The sequence below is a fragment of the Vibrio sp. JCM 18905 genome (assembly GCF_055393305.1).
The window spans coordinates 994,354-1,009,846 of record NZ_AP043878.1 but is presented as its reverse complement, the minus strand read 5'-3'; the positions used below and the strand labels follow the sequence as shown (position 1 = coordinate 1,009,846).

The 15,493-nt window shown below is 45.6% G+C and carries 16 protein-coding genes; 8 read left to right on the top strand and 8 right to left on the bottom strand.

Annotated elements, in window-relative coordinates:
* Positions 1-9: 9 nt before the first annotated feature.
* From fliJ to ACZ5ZC_RS04390, 8 genes are read right to left on the bottom strand one after another with little or no spacing between them, the layout of a single operon-like run.
* Positions 10-450 carry a flagellar export protein FliJ gene (gene fliJ, locus ACZ5ZC_RS04425; RefSeq protein WP_005394844.1) on the bottom strand — a complete coding sequence of 147 codons (441 nt, stop codon included), beginning with the start codon at positions 448-450 and terminating at the stop codon, positions 10-12.
* A 24-nt stretch (positions 451-474) separates the two neighbouring features.
* Entirely contained in the window at positions 475-1,821 is a 1,347-nt protein-coding gene (gene fliI, locus ACZ5ZC_RS04420; RefSeq protein ID WP_005394843.1) for a flagellar protein export ATPase FliI, read from the bottom strand.
* Positions 1,814-2,569 (bottom strand): flagellar assembly protein FliH, encoded by a 756-nt coding sequence (fliH, locus tag ACZ5ZC_RS04415; protein ID WP_005394841.1) that lies wholly within the window; start codon positions 2,567-2,569, stop codon positions 1,814-1,816. Before fliH ends, fliI begins: the two co-directional genes overlap by 8 nt.
* A 4-nt stretch (positions 2,570-2,573) precedes the next feature.
* Entirely contained in the window at positions 2,574-3,587 is a 1,014-nt protein-coding gene (locus tag ACZ5ZC_RS04410) for a flagellar motor switch protein FliG (RefSeq protein ID WP_005394839.1), read from the bottom strand.
* Positions 3,556-5,304 carry a flagellar basal-body MS-ring/collar protein FliF gene (gene fliF, locus ACZ5ZC_RS04405; RefSeq protein ID WP_031780427.1) on the bottom strand — a complete coding sequence of 583 codons (1,749 nt, stop codon included), beginning with the start codon at positions 5,302-5,304 and terminating at the stop codon, positions 3,556-3,558. The genes ACZ5ZC_RS04410 and fliF overlap by 32 nt, the downstream gene beginning before the upstream one ends.
* Before the next feature lie 3 nt (positions 5,305-5,307).
* Positions 5,308-5,664, bottom strand: coding sequence for a flagellar hook-basal body complex protein FliE (fliE, locus tag ACZ5ZC_RS04400; protein ID WP_005375045.1), 357 nt, complete (start codon positions 5,662-5,664; stop codon positions 5,308-5,310).
* Positions 5,665-5,679: 15 nt separating this feature from the next.
* The gene (locus tag ACZ5ZC_RS04395; RefSeq protein WP_006741978.1) at positions 5,680-7,011 is read right to left on the bottom strand and encodes a sigma-54 interaction domain-containing protein; all 1,332 of its coding nucleotides are present in this window, start codon (positions 7,009-7,011) and stop codon (positions 5,680-5,682) included.
* Complete coding sequence (locus ACZ5ZC_RS04390) at positions 7,011-8,030, bottom strand: MotY family protein (RefSeq protein ID WP_053808281.1); 1,020 nt, start codon at positions 8,028-8,030, stop codon at positions 7,011-7,013. The genes ACZ5ZC_RS04395 and ACZ5ZC_RS04390 overlap by 1 nt, the downstream gene beginning before the upstream one ends.
* Positions 8,031-8,414: 384 nt before the next feature.
* Between ACZ5ZC_RS04390 and ACZ5ZC_RS04385 the strand changes: the two genes are divergently transcribed.
* The 8 genes from ACZ5ZC_RS04385 to ACZ5ZC_RS04350 are packed head-to-tail and all read left to right on the top strand — an operon-like array spanning position 8,415 to position 15,473.
* Positions 8,415-9,233, top strand: coding sequence for a FliM/FliN family flagellar motor switch protein (locus tag ACZ5ZC_RS04385; RefSeq protein ID WP_005398043.1), 819 nt, complete (start codon positions 8,415-8,417; stop codon positions 9,231-9,233).
* Positions 9,230-9,601, top strand: a complete 372-nt coding sequence (gene fliN, locus ACZ5ZC_RS04380) for a flagellar motor switch protein FliN (RefSeq protein ID WP_005398044.1) — start codon at positions 9,230-9,232, stop codon at positions 9,599-9,601. The genes ACZ5ZC_RS04385 and fliN overlap by 4 nt, the downstream gene beginning before the upstream one ends.
* Before the next feature lie 18 nt (positions 9,602-9,619).
* Complete coding sequence (fliP, locus tag ACZ5ZC_RS04375; protein ID WP_005398045.1) at positions 9,620-10,378, top strand: flagellar type III secretion system pore protein FliP; 759 nt, start codon at positions 9,620-9,622, stop codon at positions 10,376-10,378.
* A 13-nt stretch (positions 10,379-10,391) separates the two neighbouring features.
* Positions 10,392-10,661 (top strand): flagellar biosynthesis protein FliQ, encoded by a 270-nt coding sequence (gene fliQ / locus ACZ5ZC_RS04370; protein ID WP_005375036.1) that lies wholly within the window; start codon positions 10,392-10,394, stop codon positions 10,659-10,661.
* Positions 10,661-11,437 (top strand): flagellar biosynthetic protein FliR, encoded by a 777-nt coding sequence (gene fliR, locus ACZ5ZC_RS04365; RefSeq protein ID WP_006741982.1) that lies wholly within the window; start codon positions 10,661-10,663, stop codon positions 11,435-11,437. The genes fliQ and fliR overlap by 1 nt, the downstream gene beginning before the upstream one ends.
* Positions 11,434-12,561, top strand: a complete 1,128-nt coding sequence (flhB, locus tag ACZ5ZC_RS04360) for a flagellar biosynthesis protein FlhB (RefSeq protein WP_006741983.1) — start codon at positions 11,434-11,436, stop codon at positions 12,559-12,561. The genes fliR and flhB overlap by 4 nt, the downstream gene beginning before the upstream one ends.
* A gap of 31 nt (positions 12,562-12,592) precedes the next feature.
* Entirely contained in the window at positions 12,593-14,683 is a 2,091-nt protein-coding gene (gene flhA, locus ACZ5ZC_RS04355) for a flagellar biosynthesis protein FlhA (RefSeq protein WP_420664560.1), read from the top strand.
* A 19-nt stretch (positions 14,684-14,702) separates the two neighbouring features.
* Positions 14,703-15,473: an EAL domain-containing protein gene (locus tag ACZ5ZC_RS04350; RefSeq protein ID WP_047009608.1), complete on the top strand. Its 771-nt coding sequence runs from the start codon at positions 14,703-14,705 to the stop codon at positions 15,471-15,473.
* Positions 15,474-15,493 lie beyond the last annotated feature (20 nt).

The window sequence follows — 15,493 nt, the reverse complement described above, 5'->3', positions numbered from 1 at the left end:
GATAAGACATCATAATATCTTGCGCTTAACACGAGAGTTGATGATGTCTTCTATTATTTTTTGCTCTTTTTTCGCTTTTTCATAATTTTGCTTAGTACGCCATCGTTCGAGCACTTTTTCTAACCCTTGAACACGAGCGTGTTTGTGCTCCAGCGTTTTTTGTACAGACGCGCATTCCGCTTGCATGACGGCTTGTTCATGCTCATGGTGGCGAAGCATTTTTTGCAGCATTTGATCGACACGATTAAAGTTCATCAGTGCTGCGCTTGTCAGTGTTGGAACAGTTCTGGTTGATTGTCCCGCATGACCTTTCAATGCTGACAATTGTTCCAACTGCATTGAAAGATGGGAGTGACGTTGGCGCATGGCATCAAGTTGCTGACCCACACGATCACGTTGCTTTTCTTCCATTTGTTGCAGCTTACCCACTGCTTTTAACTTGGATTTCATCTCAACGATACCACTCCCATTTGGTTAAGCACTTTGAAAAAGCTGCGCAAGCTCGGTCAAACTGGTTGGGTAATCCACTGACTCATTGGCGGCTTGTTGTAAATACGCACGTAAGTTTGGATACATAGCAACAGATTGATCTAATTCAGGATCTTGCCCCGGTTGATAGCCTCCTAACGGCAACAGTTCTTTCACCTGAAGATAGTTGGAGTACATCTGGCGGAAATTATTCGCGATCGTGCTATGCGCCTCCTGTGTACAGGTACTCATACAACGGCTGATAGACGCATTAATATCAATGGCAGGATAGTGCCCTTGCTCGGCAAGTTGACGCGATAATACAACATGCCCATCTAAGATAGCACGCGCAGAATCCACGACAGGATCTTGCTGGTCGTCCCCTTCCGCCAACACGGTATAAATTGCGGTTAGGCTGCCGTGCTGATTTTCACTGTTGCCCGCACGCTCGAGGAGTTGCGGTAACACGCTGAAGACAGAGGGCGGATAACCGCGAGATGCCGGAGGCTCGCCCAACGACAGAGCGATTTCACGCTGTGCCATGGCGTATCGAGTGAGAGAGTCCATCAACAACAGAACATCTTTGCCTTGGTCTCGAAAATACTCGGAAACGCGATGACAAAGCAGTGTCGCTCTTAACCTCATCAGCGGGGATTCATCAGCAGGAGCTGCGATGATAATCGCCTTCTTGCGCGCCTCTGGGGTTAAGTTTCGTTCGATGAACTCGCGTACCTCTCGGCCTCGCTCACCAATAAGACCGACCACAATCACATCGGCTTCGGTGTTTTTGGTGATCATCCCCATTAAAACACTTTTACCGACACCACTGCCCGCCATTAAGCCAATGCGTTGCCCTTTTCCGACGGTCAAGAGCCCATTGATTGCGCGCACCCCAACGTTGAGTGGGGTATCAACAGGACGTCGCTTCAATGGGTTAATCGGTTTTGGTTCAAGTGAAACACGATCTCCCCCTTTAAGCGGTGCCCCGTCATCCAACGGCTCACCTAAACCATTCAGCACTCGCCCTAACCACTGAGCACTTAACTGCACGGTACTGTCACCGTCCAGAGGAATGACTTTCGCACCAGCAAATAAGCCACCTAAGCGCCGAATAGGCATTAGGTAAGCAATAGTGTGCTCAAAGCCCACCACTTGCGCTTCGATCATGTCGCCTTCTGCGGTTTCTACGAGACAGCGCTGCTCCAGTTTAAACCGGCACCCAACGGCTTGTAACATTAAGCCGTTTACTTTAATCAAGCGCCCTGTCACGCGAGCAACAGGGATTGAATCGAGCGAAGCCAATGCTTCGCTCAAACGCTCACTCAATAGCTCATGGCTTAAGGTATTACTCATGCTCTGATTCTACCTGCGGAATACTAACTTCATCCAAAAGGTGTTGTTTTACATTGTCCATACAGGCTTCTAAACGAGAGTCGCAACTTGCATCCGCCTCTGCATCATCGGTCACTAGTTGACAGCCACCAATCGGAAGTTCCGTATTAGCCACCAGTTTCCAAGACTGTGGTAGATCAGCATTAATGTGAGTAATTCGTTCTAAATCCTGCGGATTTAAATGCACGGTTACGGTTTCCGCTTTGCCTGGCATGGCAGACAATGTCTCATCCACCAAAGCAAGGATCTGTTGAGGCATTAAAGTGAGCTCAGCACGAATCACTTGCTGAGCCACTTTTTGTACCAGCTCACAAATCATATGGCGTTGCTGTTGCTCTTTTTCGTCTTGCCAGCGAGACAGCGCATGAAAGAGCTCGTTCACGGGTTTCGCCGCCTCTAGAAAACTCTGTTTTCCTGACTGCTCACCAGACACAAAGCCTTTTTGGAAGCCTTCTTTTTGCCCATCTAGCAGACCTTGTTGCTTACCCTGCTCGATACCTTGACGTAAGCCTTCCTCATGCCCTTGCTGTAAACCTTGTTGAAAACCGGCTTCAAGCTGTTGTTGAATATCAACTTGCGGCTCTTGCCAACCCTGGTTATCTAGCCCGAATTCGTCTTCTATAGCCTTAGGCTGCGCCAAAGGCGGAAAACGGTGCAAACGGTATCCACTCGGCGGCAGTCGCATCGTACTTGATTTTGTCTCTACCATGACGTTACTCCACCGTTGGCTCTTCATAAAGAAGCAACTGAACTTCACCAGATTCATCCAACTCACGCACCATTTGCATGATGTCTTGACGCGCTTTTTGAACACGACTTAGCGCAACAGCCCCGCGCGCTTCCATATCGTCTTCCAGTGCTTTCACCATACGCTGAGGCATAGAACGTTTAATGGCTTGCTGTAACGTAATTTCTGAACCTTTGAGTGCAACTGCCCACAATTCTAGTGGGATCTGCTGCACCAGCATGTCCATGGTTTCTTCACGCTGACGACCAAGAACCATAAAGTCGAACATATTCTCTTCAATGGCATTGACGACATCTTCATCATGCAACTTCAGCATTTCCATCAACGACCCGCGATCACCTTCAAAGCGGTTAATGATGTCAGCAGCTTGCTTGACACCAGATAGCGGTGTGCTTTGGCTTGCAGATACTTTTTCAATGCAGCGCTCAACGAGCTCATGCAAATCAATAGCAACTTGATGATCGATGTCTTGCAGCTGAGCAATTCGGAACAAGATTTCGTCATGGTAATCTTGTGGCAGGTGCTTCAACACCGCTGAAGAGCTATCGGCTGGCAAATAGGCAAGAAAAATCGCTTGCATTTGCGGGTGCTCATTCACAATGAAACGAGCAAGCGTTTCTGCTTCTACCCACTGTAAGCGCTGCATATTGTTGCGAATTTCATCACCATACAGCGTATTCAGCAGCCCTTTTGCCAAATCATTACCCAATGCTTTACGTAGCGTATTAGACAAATATTCTTTAGAAGCTCCACGAATGCCACTGTGCTCACGAAAGTCTTCAAAGAAAGTTTGAATAACGCCGCGAGCGGAATCGCTCTTAATGCCATTCAACTTCGCCATTGCACGAGTCACCCGCTGGGTTTCATCACGGCTAAAGTGCTGTAAAACCTTCGCAGCGGCATCCTCGCCCATGCCTAATAGCACGAGCGCGGTTTGTTCTACATAACTAAGCGTCTGCTTTGATGGAACTGTGTTCATTGATGTTTACCCATTGTTTCAGTATTTCGGCTACGCGCTCTGGCTCTTCATTGGCAATAAGCTGTAGGTGTTTCAGTTGAATCTCTAGTGGCGAACCGGCTGGAGGCAGCATGTCGCTGTTTACATCTAAACCGGAAGAGGCTGAGATACCTTTTTCTGATAGACGACGATCAAGCACTTCTTCATGCTCACGCTCTTCACGCGTTTGCAGGTTGTCGTAATCAGGCTCTTCTTGCGGCTCTGCAAAGTCTAACTCTGGTACTGGCTTATCAACGCCAGTGAGGTGCATGATCAATGGGCGTAGTACGAAGAAGATCATCGCCAAGCCTAACAAACCACCGATAACGTAACGTATTGGCTGCTGTACTGTAGGGTCTTGCCACCACGGCAGCGCAGGAGGCGCATCAATTTCAATTGGAGTGAAGTTGAAACTCATCAAGCTTAAGCTGTCACCTCGTGCCGCAGAAATACCGACAGCATCCATGATCATATTTGAAATCTGCTCTTTATCTGCTTCACTCCAAGCAACACCATCCGGAGAGGCTTTCGAGTTCAACAGTACCGACACGCTCATTTTCTCAATTTGACCTTGTTGGTATTGAGTACGACGAACACTACTCCCCACTGCATACTGACGGTTTACTTCAGAGCGTGCGTTGGTGTTTTGGCTATCGTTCGTTTCTACTTCTTCACCAGTTACCGGCGGTTGGTTGCTTAGAGAACCTGGTACGCCTAGCGCAATTTGGTCAACTGAGTTGTTGTGAATGGTGTGCTCGTTACGTACGACAGGTGCGTTATCCAAAATCTCTTGCGTTTCTTCAACTTGGCTAAAGTCCATATCAGCAGCGACTTGCACACGGAAGTTACTCGGACCCACAATTGGCGTAAGCATGTCTGCTGCGCGTTGAATGATCTGCTTCTCAACGTTCTTTTGATATTCAAGGTATTTTGCATTGACTTTACCTGCTTCCGCCGAAGCAACATCTGCACTGAGTAAACGGCCATATTGGTCGATAACAGATACAAATTCAGGCTTCATCGCCGTCACGCTACCAACCACTAAGTTTATGATTGCTTCAACTTGCTCAGACTTGAGGTCTTCGCCAGGTTTCAGCTCAAGCATCACTGATGCTGAAGGGTTCTCGCTGTTTTGACGAACAAATAAGGTTTGACGAGGAATAGCTAAGTGAACACGCGCATTCGCCACTGAATTCAGAGACATGATAGTGCGTACTAACTCACCTTCTAAACCATGACGGTAACGCGCCGTTTCCATAAATTGGCTTGTACCGAGAGAGCTGTCTTCTTTAAGCGAATCCAAACCTGTCGGCAGTTTGGCTTTAACACCTTTTGACGCAAGCAACATGCGAACTTTCGCAACTTCGCCTTCTGGCACAAGAACTTGGCCATTTTGCTCTTGCATACGGTAGCTCACACCTTCACTTTCTAATACCGAGACAATCTCTCCGATATCAAAACGTTCTTGTTGGCTATACAGTGGACGGAAGCTTTGTGAGGAACTCCAAAGAGCGACCACAATGATTGCCGCAACAATCGCAGCGAGTACGGCAGATAACACTAGGTTTCTCTGGCTACTCGACCAGATTTGCTTCAGCTTCGTTGTTACATCGTCCATGCTATTCGCAGTAGAAAATGTCTGTGCTGAGCCGGAGGTCATGGCTGTATTTCCGGCGACTTGGGGGGTTAGTTCTGACATGAATTACACCGGCATCTTCATAATATCTTCAAATGAGGTCACGACTTTGTTGCGCACTTGCATCAAAGCATTAAATGATAAGCTGGCTTTTTGGCTAGCGACCATCGCACCAACTAGGTCATCACTTTTTCCTGTTTCTACGGCCGTCATTTTTTGACTAGCCACTGATTGATGTTGATTCACTGTATCCAACACATTTGTCATCGCTTGTGAGAACGATAATGGTGCGTTTAGTGATTGTTGATCTAAAGGATTTGCACTCACGATAAACTCTGGCGGCTGCACTTGTGCCTGCATCGCCTGCATTTTTGACAACATAAGTTGCTCTGCCGAGACCGCATGAGTAGGTTGACTTGCCATCTATTTTTTCTCCTATTAGGCAGCCGAGCCTAGTGCCGACTGTAAATCAATACCATGTTCTCGCATGGCTGCGAGTTTGTAGCGTAGCGCTCGAGTTGATACTCCAAGCGCGTTTGCGGTTTTCGTTCGGTTTCCACCAAACTGACGTAATTTTTCTAAAATAAATTGATATTCGGCCTGCTTCTTCGCTTCTACATGACCAAAGCTTGAAGCTGGCTCAGCGGATGGAACTGGCGCAACAAGTTCAATAGGCAGCATCAGATCATGGGCAGTAATGTAGTCACCATGACGCATAACCAATGCACGCTGAATGACATTTTCCAACTCGCGAATATTGCCTGGCCAGTGATACTGACTCAGCGCACTGATCGCATCTTGGGATAGATGACAGCGACTGCTATCTTGATACTTTTCAATAAAGAATTGGCTGATCGGTAAAATGTCTTCTTTTCTTTCACGCAAAGGCGGCCAGTGCAGAGGCAAAACATCCAATCGATAATAAAGGTCTTCACGGAATGTGCCTTTTTGAACTTCTTCACGTAAGTCTTTATTGGTTGCCGCAATAACACGAATATCAAGCTTCACCGCCTTGTGGCTGCCTACGCGTTCCACTTCACGCTCTTGAAGAACGCGTAATAACTTGGCTTGAACTGCAGGGGACATTTCACCGATTTCATCTAGCAAAATCGTCCCGCCATTCGCTTCTTCAAACTTACCGCTTTGAGAGTTAGTCGCTCCTGTGAAGGCACCTTTGACATGACCAAATAGAACCGCTTCTAGCATCGACTCTGGAATGGCGGCGCAGTTAACCGCCACAAATGGACCATCAATACGTGGAGAGTGCTCATGCACATATCGAGCCAGCACTTCTTTACCCGTTCCTGATTCGCCTGTAATTAACACACTGGCGCTGGTGCAAGCGGCACGATGCGCCAATTGCAGTACCTGCTTGCTTCGCCAAGATTCCGCAACAATGTTGGCCATTGGCTTACCTAACGCTTCAACGCGCTTCAGTAAATTGAGCAGCTGATTCGCTTCAAATGGGCGTAATAGATAATCGGTTGCTCCCGATTTCATCGTCTCAGCCGCCAAGATTCCCTGCTCTTGATCGACAATAGCGATAACAACACCAGAGTTACGTTGCTTTTGGTGGCAAGCAACAAACTCGCGGACACACATATCCGGTAAAGTAGAGCTCACAAGAGTGATTTCTGCTCGCTCTTCAAGTAATGCGCCTCGGCCAGTACGAGTGTGTTTTGCGGTGTAACCTGCATTTTGCAACACATCCAATACTGGTTGAGCAAGAGCTTCATTCGGCTCAACCAACAAAATTTTCGTTTTCGTCATCATTGAACCTTAACTTTCGTTTGTTGATTTTGTTGTTGTACATCAGGGTGGTGTTTCACTGCCGTTCGCTCGTTATCTCTAACTAGGCGCAACGTTACGCGTCGATTTTTCGCTTGGCCCTTCGTCGAACTATTGCTGGCAATTGGGTAACGAGAACCATGCGCTCTTGTTTCGAGCATCGATTTATCAATACCAAGTTCAACTAGGGCCTCGGCAACTTGCTCTGCTCTAGTACGTGATACTGAAAGGTTCGCCAAACTAGAACCAACGTTATCGGTGTGGCCATCAATTAAAATCTTGGTCACGCGATCATCAACAGATACATAGCTATTTAACGCTGCGAGCGTTTCTTGCTGCTTACGACTTAGCGCCTTCTGACCAAAGTCAAAAGACAGAACAAGATTTCGTGCCTCTGAAAACGAAAGCTTAGGCAAACGCGCTCGACAGGCATTAAATGACTTGAGCGCGTTTTGAATTTGAATAGTCGGAATCACAATCTCCGACAAAGAGGAAGCATTACTTCCCTTTAGTGACAACGTCACCCAGTTACCAGTAGCAATTGAATCCATGAGTTCATCAGCACCTTTGCTGAAGACAAATCGTTGGGATGGCTTAGTAAAATCAAGGGTGGCAAACTCTTTTCTATAAAGCTCACTAGACCAAGGGGCACTTTGACTTATTAGAGCAATCGTTTTCCATTTATTATTTTCATAATGTATATCGGAAATAAAATAAGTTTTATTGTTAGGTTCCGAACGGAAATAAAACTTCCCATACGGCGTGCTTGAGTGCAATAAGTTGCATTCAAAGTTGTTTCCTTTATATGTCCACTTTGAAAGGTCCATGGGGATGGTCACAACCTCACCTGAATATGTCACCTTAGACACTAGCAAACTGACAAAAATAAATATTTTACAATTTATTAAACCGTTAGGGTTCATGTATATCTTACAATTCCATGACCTTATCAATTTAATTAAATATGCCACTAAGCCGTGATAACTGGCATAGCTAATCATGTTAATTACCTATTCTGAATATTGAAACTGGTTACAAAATACTCACAAGAGCATAGCCAAACCTTTAAAATCAAGATTTAAGCTTTAAAAACAATGTCTTATATTTTAATTATCTAAATTAGCCGTTACACCATGAAGATGGTTTTAAAAAGTTAATAACAACTAAAAACGCTTAATATTTTTATATTTTCTTATTAAGCAATTTATAAAGGAAACTAACCCTTTTTAAATTTTATTAAAAGATTAAGACTATATGCTCAAGGCAACATGTGAACTAAAGTCACAATCTTAGAGTTTGAAACTAAAAGATCATTAAAATTTCTGTGTAGACTACACGCCATTAAGTTAAAACAGTTTCGATTGTTAACGCACGGTAAAATATAAATGGAAAATAGAGTTAGCGAGCCTATTTCTGATATTCAACTACTTGATGTAGAATTATTAGGCAAACCTATTCATATCATTCGTGAAAAGCTTGAAGGCTTGATTTCAGAGTCTTGTTCCAGCCTTACGATTGAATTACAAAATTGGCTCAGTACGAGTAAAGTGGAAGCTAGCTTAACCTCTGTAGACTTGCATCGCTTTACACCGATAAAAATGGATAAAGACCAAACGTCAACCTATCAACACCAAGAAGGCGGCATGGTATTTGTTCATGGAGATGCTCACACGTTAATAAAACTGGCAGATCGGTTCTATGGCGCCAGCACTGAGCGTTCAGCAACAACACTGACAGCAAGTGACCTCCGCCTACAAGAGCGAATCAGTCGTATCATTATTGGTTGGCTTGCACCAGGTGAGATGTGGGAAATGGGTGAGTACGAAGCGCCCCGAGGGATTGGAATTAACGTGCAATTAAACATCGCGTTTGACGATCACCAAGGCTCAATTCATCTCAAACTAGATAGCCACCTTATTCAAACACTGATCGAGCAACTTGAACTGCAGCCCGATACGGATTTGTACCAACCATTCTGTCGCTCTTTAGAGGCAACGCCTGTTCGACTGAATGTTGTTTTAAGTAAAAAGAAGATGCCGTTGAGCGACGTTGTTGGCTTACAACCTAACGATATTTTACCAATTGAGCTTCTTAATACGGTTCCAGTCAGCATTGGTAACCAATCTTTATTTACAGGTCGTATTGCTGAGCAAGACGGCCAACTTGTTTTGATCTTTAACCCTGATAAGGAACCGCAGCGATGAGCGAAGCGCCAGAAACGAATGCATTCGACGCAGAAGAATTGAACTTTGACGACTTTCAATTAGAAGACTTTGAAGCTGAAAGTACGCTCCAACAAGAACCAGCAACTGCGGAACGTGATCTTAGCTTTTTCAAAAGTATTCCCGTCACTGTCACGCTGGAAGTTGCAAGCAAAGAAATCCCACTTGGGGACTTAATGAAAGCCGGAGAAGGCACGGTTATCGAACTTGAAAAGCTCAATGGTGAGCCTTTAGACGTAAAGGTAAACGGCTCTCTAATGGGTCACGCTGAAGTCGTCGTTGTTAATGATAAGTACGGACTTCGTCTGATCGATGTACATGACTCTGCATTGAGTGGCGTTGGTCAATAATCTTAGGTAGGCATCACAATGAAAAATCTGAGCGCTTGGCACCGTTGGTTACCTCTTTTGGTACTGGTGTCACTTTTGTTTGCTTTCCCAACCATGGCGGCAGACAACGGCTTAACTATCTTGTCCGTTTCTGATGGCGACACACAGCAAGAATACAGCGTTAAATTGCAAATTCTGTTGTTGATGACGGCGCTCAGTTTTCTTCCAGCATTCATTCTGATGGCAACGAGCTTTACTCGGATTATCGTCGTCCTCGCGATTTTGCGCCAAGCCCTTGGTCTTCAACAAAGTCCTCCTAACCGCGTATTGGTTGGGATTGCTTTGGCATTGACCTTGCTGATCATGCGACCTGTTTGGAGCGATATTCATGAAAACGCATTTCAACCGTATGACAATGGTGAAATCACGCTAATACAAGCGTTCTCTGTAGCAGAGAAACCAGTGAGAGAGTTCATGCTGGCACAAACTCATCAAAGCTCTCTTGAGCAAATGCTGCGTATTGCCAATGAACCACTCGACCAAAACGTTGAAGATATTTCTTTTGCGGTTGTCTTGCCTGCGTTTGTCATCAGTGAACTAAAAACCGCCTTTCAAATTGGCTTTATGCTCTTCATCCCCTTCTTGGTTATCGACTTGGTTGTCGCCAGTGTGCTCATGGCAATGGGTATGATGATGCTATCGCCTTTGATTGTTTCACTCCCTTTTAAACTGGTGGTGTTTGTACTCGTGGATGGCTGGGCAATGACGGTTGGCACATTATCTGCCAGTTTCGGTTAAATAGGAGCATGCTATGACCCCTGAACTAACCGTAACGTTATTTTCCGATGCAGTATGGCTGATCATTTTGATGGTTGCGGTACTGGTTGTTCCTGGCTTAATTGTCGGTTTGTGTATCGCCGTTTTCCAGGCCGCCACACAAATCAACGAGCAAACACTCAGCTTTTTACCACGTTTGCTCGTTACGCTATTGATGGTGATTTTTGCGGGTCATTGGATGCTCCGAAAAATCATGGAACTGTTTGATTTCTTATTCCACAACATACCGGGGATGATTGGCTAATGGCCATCACATTTGCAGAGCTCTCAGCGATACTCGGTCAACTCTGGTGGCCGTTTTTTCGTGTGGGAGCTGTATTTATTTCGATGCCCTTCTTTGGTGATGCAATCATTCCCGTTTGGATCCGTACCTTACTGGCACTTTCGATCGTCGTGATTACCGCACCATTGATGCCACCAATGCCACAAGTCGAATTATTCTCCATGACGTCTCTATTCCTTGCTTTTGAGCAAGCGATTTGGGGCGTGATGTTTGGGCTAATTTTGCACATGCTCTTTAACGTTTTCACCATGCTTGGTCAGGTCGTTTCTCTGCAAATGGGATTGGGTATGGCAATGATGAATGATCCTATCAACGGACTTTCTGTCGCCATTTTGGGCCGCATATTTCTTATATTTTCAACCTTGTTATTTCTCGCGCTAGAAGGACACTTGCTCGTCATTGATATCGTGATTCAAAGTTTTGTCGTGTGGCCGGTCGGTTCTGGCATCACATCGCTTTCTCTGCAAGGCGTTGTAAATATTTTCGGTTGGATGTTTGCCTCTGCTTTAGCACTAGCGTTGCCTGCTATTGTTTCAATGCTCTTAGCCAACATCAGTTTTGGTGTGATGAATCGCGCCGCCCCCTCACTCAACGTGTATGCGTTAGGCTTTCCAATGACGATGCTTCTTGGCCTGTTCAGCGTATTAATTTCAGTATCTGGTGTGCCGGGTCGCTACACCGCGCTTGTGCACGACACCATCAGACACTTGAGTAACTTTATGTTGGGGGGCGCATGAGCGATCAATCGTCTCAGGACAAAACTGAAAAAGCCTCGCCGCAGAAAGTAAAAAAAGCACGTCAGGAAGGACAAATTCCTCGAGCAAAAGAGTTTACTACTGCGGTGATATTTCTAGCGGTAGCGCTCTACTTTTACTCTCAGCTCAATAGCATTTGGGAAAGTATGTCAGGTATTTTTCGCTACAACATGATGCTGACGCGAGCCGACCTAGAAAACCCTAAACAGCTTGTCGAGCAATTAGGACAAAGTTTAGCGGTAATCATCGACATGTTATTACCGTTGTTTACCGTCATTATTATCGTGACCTGTGGTAGCAGCCTTGTACTAGGCGGTTGGATGTTCCGTCCGGCGAACGTGATGCCAAAGCTGAGCAAAATTAATCCTTTAAGTGGGATAAAGCGCATTTTTTCGACACGCTCAGTGGTTGAGCTCTTAAAGTCCACGTTCAAAGTAGCCGTGATCTTCGGCATCTTATATGGCTATTTAGACAACCACTTACAGCCTCTGCTAGGTATGCAAAACTTACCTTTAAGCCAAGGCTTTTCCCTGGTGATGTCTATTCTCTTTGAAGGCTTACTGTTGATGGGGTTTGCGTTGTTGTTATTTGGTGTTGTAGACATTCCCTACCAACGTTGGGAGCACCTAAAAGAGCTGCGTATGACCAAACAAGAGCTGAAGGAGGAATTCAAGAACAACGAAGGCCGCCCAGAAGTAAAGCAGCGAATCCGTCAAATTCAACAGCAGTTTGCACGCCGTAAAATCGATAAGATGGTACCAACGGCTGACGTGATCATCACTAACCCAACTCACTACGCTGTCGCTCTGAAGTACGAACCTTCACTTTCTGATGCTCCATTTGTGGTTGCAAAAGGCGTAGACGAAACAGCCATGCACATTCAACGAATCGCCCGAGAAAACAAGGTGGAGATCATCAACTCACCACCGTTGACTCGTTCGATCTATCACACCACAGCGATTGAACAAGCAATCCCAAGCCAACTGTACATTGCCGTGGCACATATTCTTACGTACGTTTTGCAATTGAAAGCCTTCCGTAAAGGTGAAGGAAAAGAGCCAACTCCTTTGCCTCATTTTTCGATTCCAAAGCATTTGCAGCACTGATTAACCCGCGTTTATCCAAGGACACGAAAGTATGCTTAACCGGTTAAAACAACTTCAAACATCAACCAAAGGCTACATTGGCATTCCAATTGTCTTGCTAATGATTTTGGCAATGGTGATTTTACCTTTGCCTCCCCTGCTATTGGATGCGTTGTTTACCTTCAATATCGTCTTAGCAATCCTAGTATTGCTGGTCAGCACTACCGCAAAGCGACCATTAGACTTCTCAGTTTTTCCAACGATTTTGTTAGTCGCGACATTATTGCGTCTTACACTGAACGTCGCTTCCACACGAATCGTACTCCTAGAAGGACATAATGGGGGGGATGCGGCAGGTAAAGTCATCCAAGCGTTCGGTGAAGTCGTTATTGGCGGTAACTACGTCGTTGGTATGGTGGTGTTTGTTATCTTGATGATCATCAACTTCGTCGTAATTACCAAAGGTGGCGAACGTATCTCTGAGGTGTCAGCGCGCTTTACTTTGGATGCCTTACCGGGCAAACAGATGGCGATTGATGCCGACTTAAATGCCGGTCTTATCGATCAGGAAACCGCTCGATTGCGTCGCAAAGAAGTCGCTAACGAAGCCGATTTCCACGGCTCGATGGACGGTGCCTCAAAGTTTGTGCGAGGCGATGCTATCGCTGGTTTGCTGATTCTGTTTATCAACATCATTGGTGGTATCAGCATCGGCGTCTTTGAGCATGGACTCGCAGCATCTGACGCCTTTAAAACCTACGCACTACTTACAATCGGTGATGGCTTAGTAGCTCAAATTCCGTCACTTCTATTGGCAACGGCTGCAGCGATTATCGTTACGCGAATTAATGATAGCGATAATGGCATGTCGGAAACCATGCAAAAACAATTGCTGGCAACCCCGGCGACACTGTTTACCGTCGCAGGCATCATGGCTGTGATAGGCATGGTACCAGGCATGCCACATTTGGCCTTTTTTGCTTTCGCGGGTGCTTTAGCTTTCGCGGGTTGGCGTCAAATGAAAAAGCCCGTGCAAGACTCCCAAATCGAGGAGGTCGAAGCACTTTCACAAGCCATGCAAGAGGACGATACACCACTTACGTGGGAAGATATTCCTCATGTTCAAACGTTGTCACTTTCCCTGGGTTACCGTCTCGTTCACCTAGTCAACAAAGAACAAGGTGCACCTTTATCACAGCGTATTCGCGGTGTGCGCCGTAACCTATCTGAACAAGTCGGCTTTTTATTACCAGAGGTGCGTATTCGAGACAACCTAAGCCTTAAGCCGAATCAGTATACAATTTCTCTCAATGGCGAAGTGATCGAACAAGGCTTTATCGAGCCAGAACGTTTGATGGCGATTGCAGTCGGAGAAACGTACGGTGAGGTAGATGGTATTTTGGGCAGTGATCCTGCCTACCAACTACCAGCAGTATGGATTGAACATCAAGACAAAGCGAAAGCGCTGAACATGGGTTATCAAGTGGTCGATGATGGCACGGTCATCGCGACTCATATTAGCAAGATAATGAAAACAAACCTTGCTGAGTTGTTTACGCACGACGATGTTGAAGCCATGACGCAACGTTTGACACAGCAAGCACCGAAGTTAGCCGAAGCCTTAGCCGCGGCACTTAACCCTGCGCAGCAACTCAAAGTATATCGCCAGTTGTTACTAGACCAAGTGCCACTAAAAGATATTCGTACGATTGCTAACACAATGTTGGAATCCGCGGAAAACACTAAAGACCCGATTTTACTGGCATCTGATGTGCGTTGCGCACTAAAACGCACGCTCGTAAACCTGATCGCGGGACAGAAAAACGAATTAAATGTCTACGCTCTCTCTGATGAACTAGAACAAATGCTACTGACTTCGCTACAACAAGCACAATCTTCAGGTACAGTAATGTTAGACAGCTTCCCAATTGAGCCAAATATTCTTGGTCAGTTCCAACAAAACTTGCCACTGATAAGACAACAGCTCAAACAACAGGGATTACCTCCGATTCTTCTCGTTATGCCTCAGTTACGTCCACTTCTGGCTCGTTACGCACGCACATTTACGCAAGGACTGGCAGTATTGTCTTACAACGAAATTCCAGAAAACAAACAAATCAATGTGGTAGGAAACCTTGGTTAATCTTATTTCAACACATGCGATGTACGAACATTTGGTTGGTCTCGCAGTACAACATATCGTCACGGATGACGATCAATTAGTATTTGATGCTTTAAAGCACAATGACATTCAACACGCGTGCCAAGCCATTCGCGAGACTCAATCAGGAGAGGTAGAATTCCAACACCTAACGTTGAGATTTGGCACGCGTGGCGAACAAAGCGTCTATCAATTCGAACTCTCTGAACAAATGCAGTACTGCCTAGATTTGTTCAGCCTTTATCTCGCATTGCGACAAACACAGTTTCAGCTAGAAGCCTTTCACCCCGACTTAATCAGTAACGTCGTCGTGCCGATAAGAATTGACGCATTACTATGGGAACCAGGCATATACTTTCTCGAACAGATGATTCAGTTTCACTCTTGCGCTTTTCAACATGTGATTCCTTCTCTTCAAGCAGACAAAACGCTATGCGCCTATGATAAAGTCTCAGCGCTGATTGAGAAGTTAAGAGAAAACGCCTACTCACTTTGGTTTGAAGTCGCGACATCACAAGTGAACTTCGAACGAGTCGCTGACTTTAGTCCCGATATGATCAAACTATCAGTCACATTAGAGGATAAAGAAGAAAGACATGCTTTCCTACCGATTGCTAAGTTCTTAAGAAAGCACAAATACCCTTGGGTAGCCGGGCGGGTAGCGAGCCAAACAGAGCTAAACCGCTATCGCTTGTTAGGGGCCAATTATTACTTTGGTTATTTCAGTGACATCCCGACCTCCCTCTCTTTTCAATCTTTTGGTGAGGAATGACAGAATCCTAACTATTAATC

What these genes read in the sequence shown, in the direction of transcription:
- flhA (WP_420664560.1), top strand. Translation starts at nt 12,593, where the DNA reads ATGCTTAACCGGTTAAAACAACTTCAAACATCAACCAAAGGCTACATT.
- fliN (WP_005398044.1), top strand. Translation starts at nt 9,230, where the DNA reads ATGAGCGAAGCGCCAGAAACGAATGCATTCGACGCAGAAGAATTGAAC.
- fliR (WP_006741982.1), top strand. Translation starts at nt 10,661, where the DNA reads ATGGCCATCACATTTGCAGAGCTCTCAGCGATACTCGGTCAACTCTGG.
- ACZ5ZC_RS04410 (WP_005394839.1), bottom strand. Translation starts at nt 3,587, where the DNA reads ATGAACACAGTTCCATCAAAGCAGACGCTTAGTTATGTAGAACAAACC.
- flhB (WP_006741983.1), top strand. Translation starts at nt 11,434, where the DNA reads ATGAGCGATCAATCGTCTCAGGACAAAACTGAAAAAGCCTCGCCGCAG.
- ACZ5ZC_RS04395 (WP_006741978.1), bottom strand. Translation starts at nt 7,011, where the DNA reads ATGACGAAAACGAAAATTTTGTTGGTTGAGCCGAATGAAGCTCTTGCT.
- fliH (WP_005394841.1), bottom strand. Translation starts at nt 2,569, where the DNA reads ATGGTAGAGACAAAATCAAGTACGATGCGACTGCCGCCGAGTGGATAC.
- fliJ (WP_005394844.1), bottom strand. Translation starts at nt 450, where the DNA reads ATGAAATCCAAGTTAAAAGCAGTGGGTAAGCTGCAACAAATGGAAGAA.
- fliE (WP_005375045.1), bottom strand. Translation starts at nt 5,664, where the DNA reads ATGGCAAGTCAACCTACTCATGCGGTCTCGGCAGAGCAACTTATGTTG.
- fliI (WP_005394843.1), bottom strand. Translation starts at nt 1,821, where the DNA reads ATGAGTAATACCTTAAGCCATGAGCTATTGAGTGAGCGTTTGAGCGAA.
- fliF (WP_031780427.1), bottom strand. Translation starts at nt 5,304, where the DNA reads ATGTCAGAACTAACCCCCCAAGTCGCCGGAAATACAGCCATGACCTCC.
- ACZ5ZC_RS04350 (WP_047009608.1), top strand. Translation starts at nt 14,703, where the DNA reads ATGTACGAACATTTGGTTGGTCTCGCAGTACAACATATCGTCACGGAT.
- ACZ5ZC_RS04385 (WP_005398043.1), top strand. Translation starts at nt 8,415, where the DNA reads ATGGAAAATAGAGTTAGCGAGCCTATTTCTGATATTCAACTACTTGAT.
- fliQ (WP_005375036.1), top strand. Translation starts at nt 10,392, where the DNA reads ATGACCCCTGAACTAACCGTAACGTTATTTTCCGATGCAGTATGGCTG.
- ACZ5ZC_RS04390 (WP_053808281.1), bottom strand. Translation starts at nt 8,030, where the DNA reads ATGATTAGCTATGCCAGTTATCACGGCTTAGTGGCATATTTAATTAAA.
- fliP (WP_005398045.1), top strand. Translation starts at nt 9,620, where the DNA reads ATGAAAAATCTGAGCGCTTGGCACCGTTGGTTACCTCTTTTGGTACTG.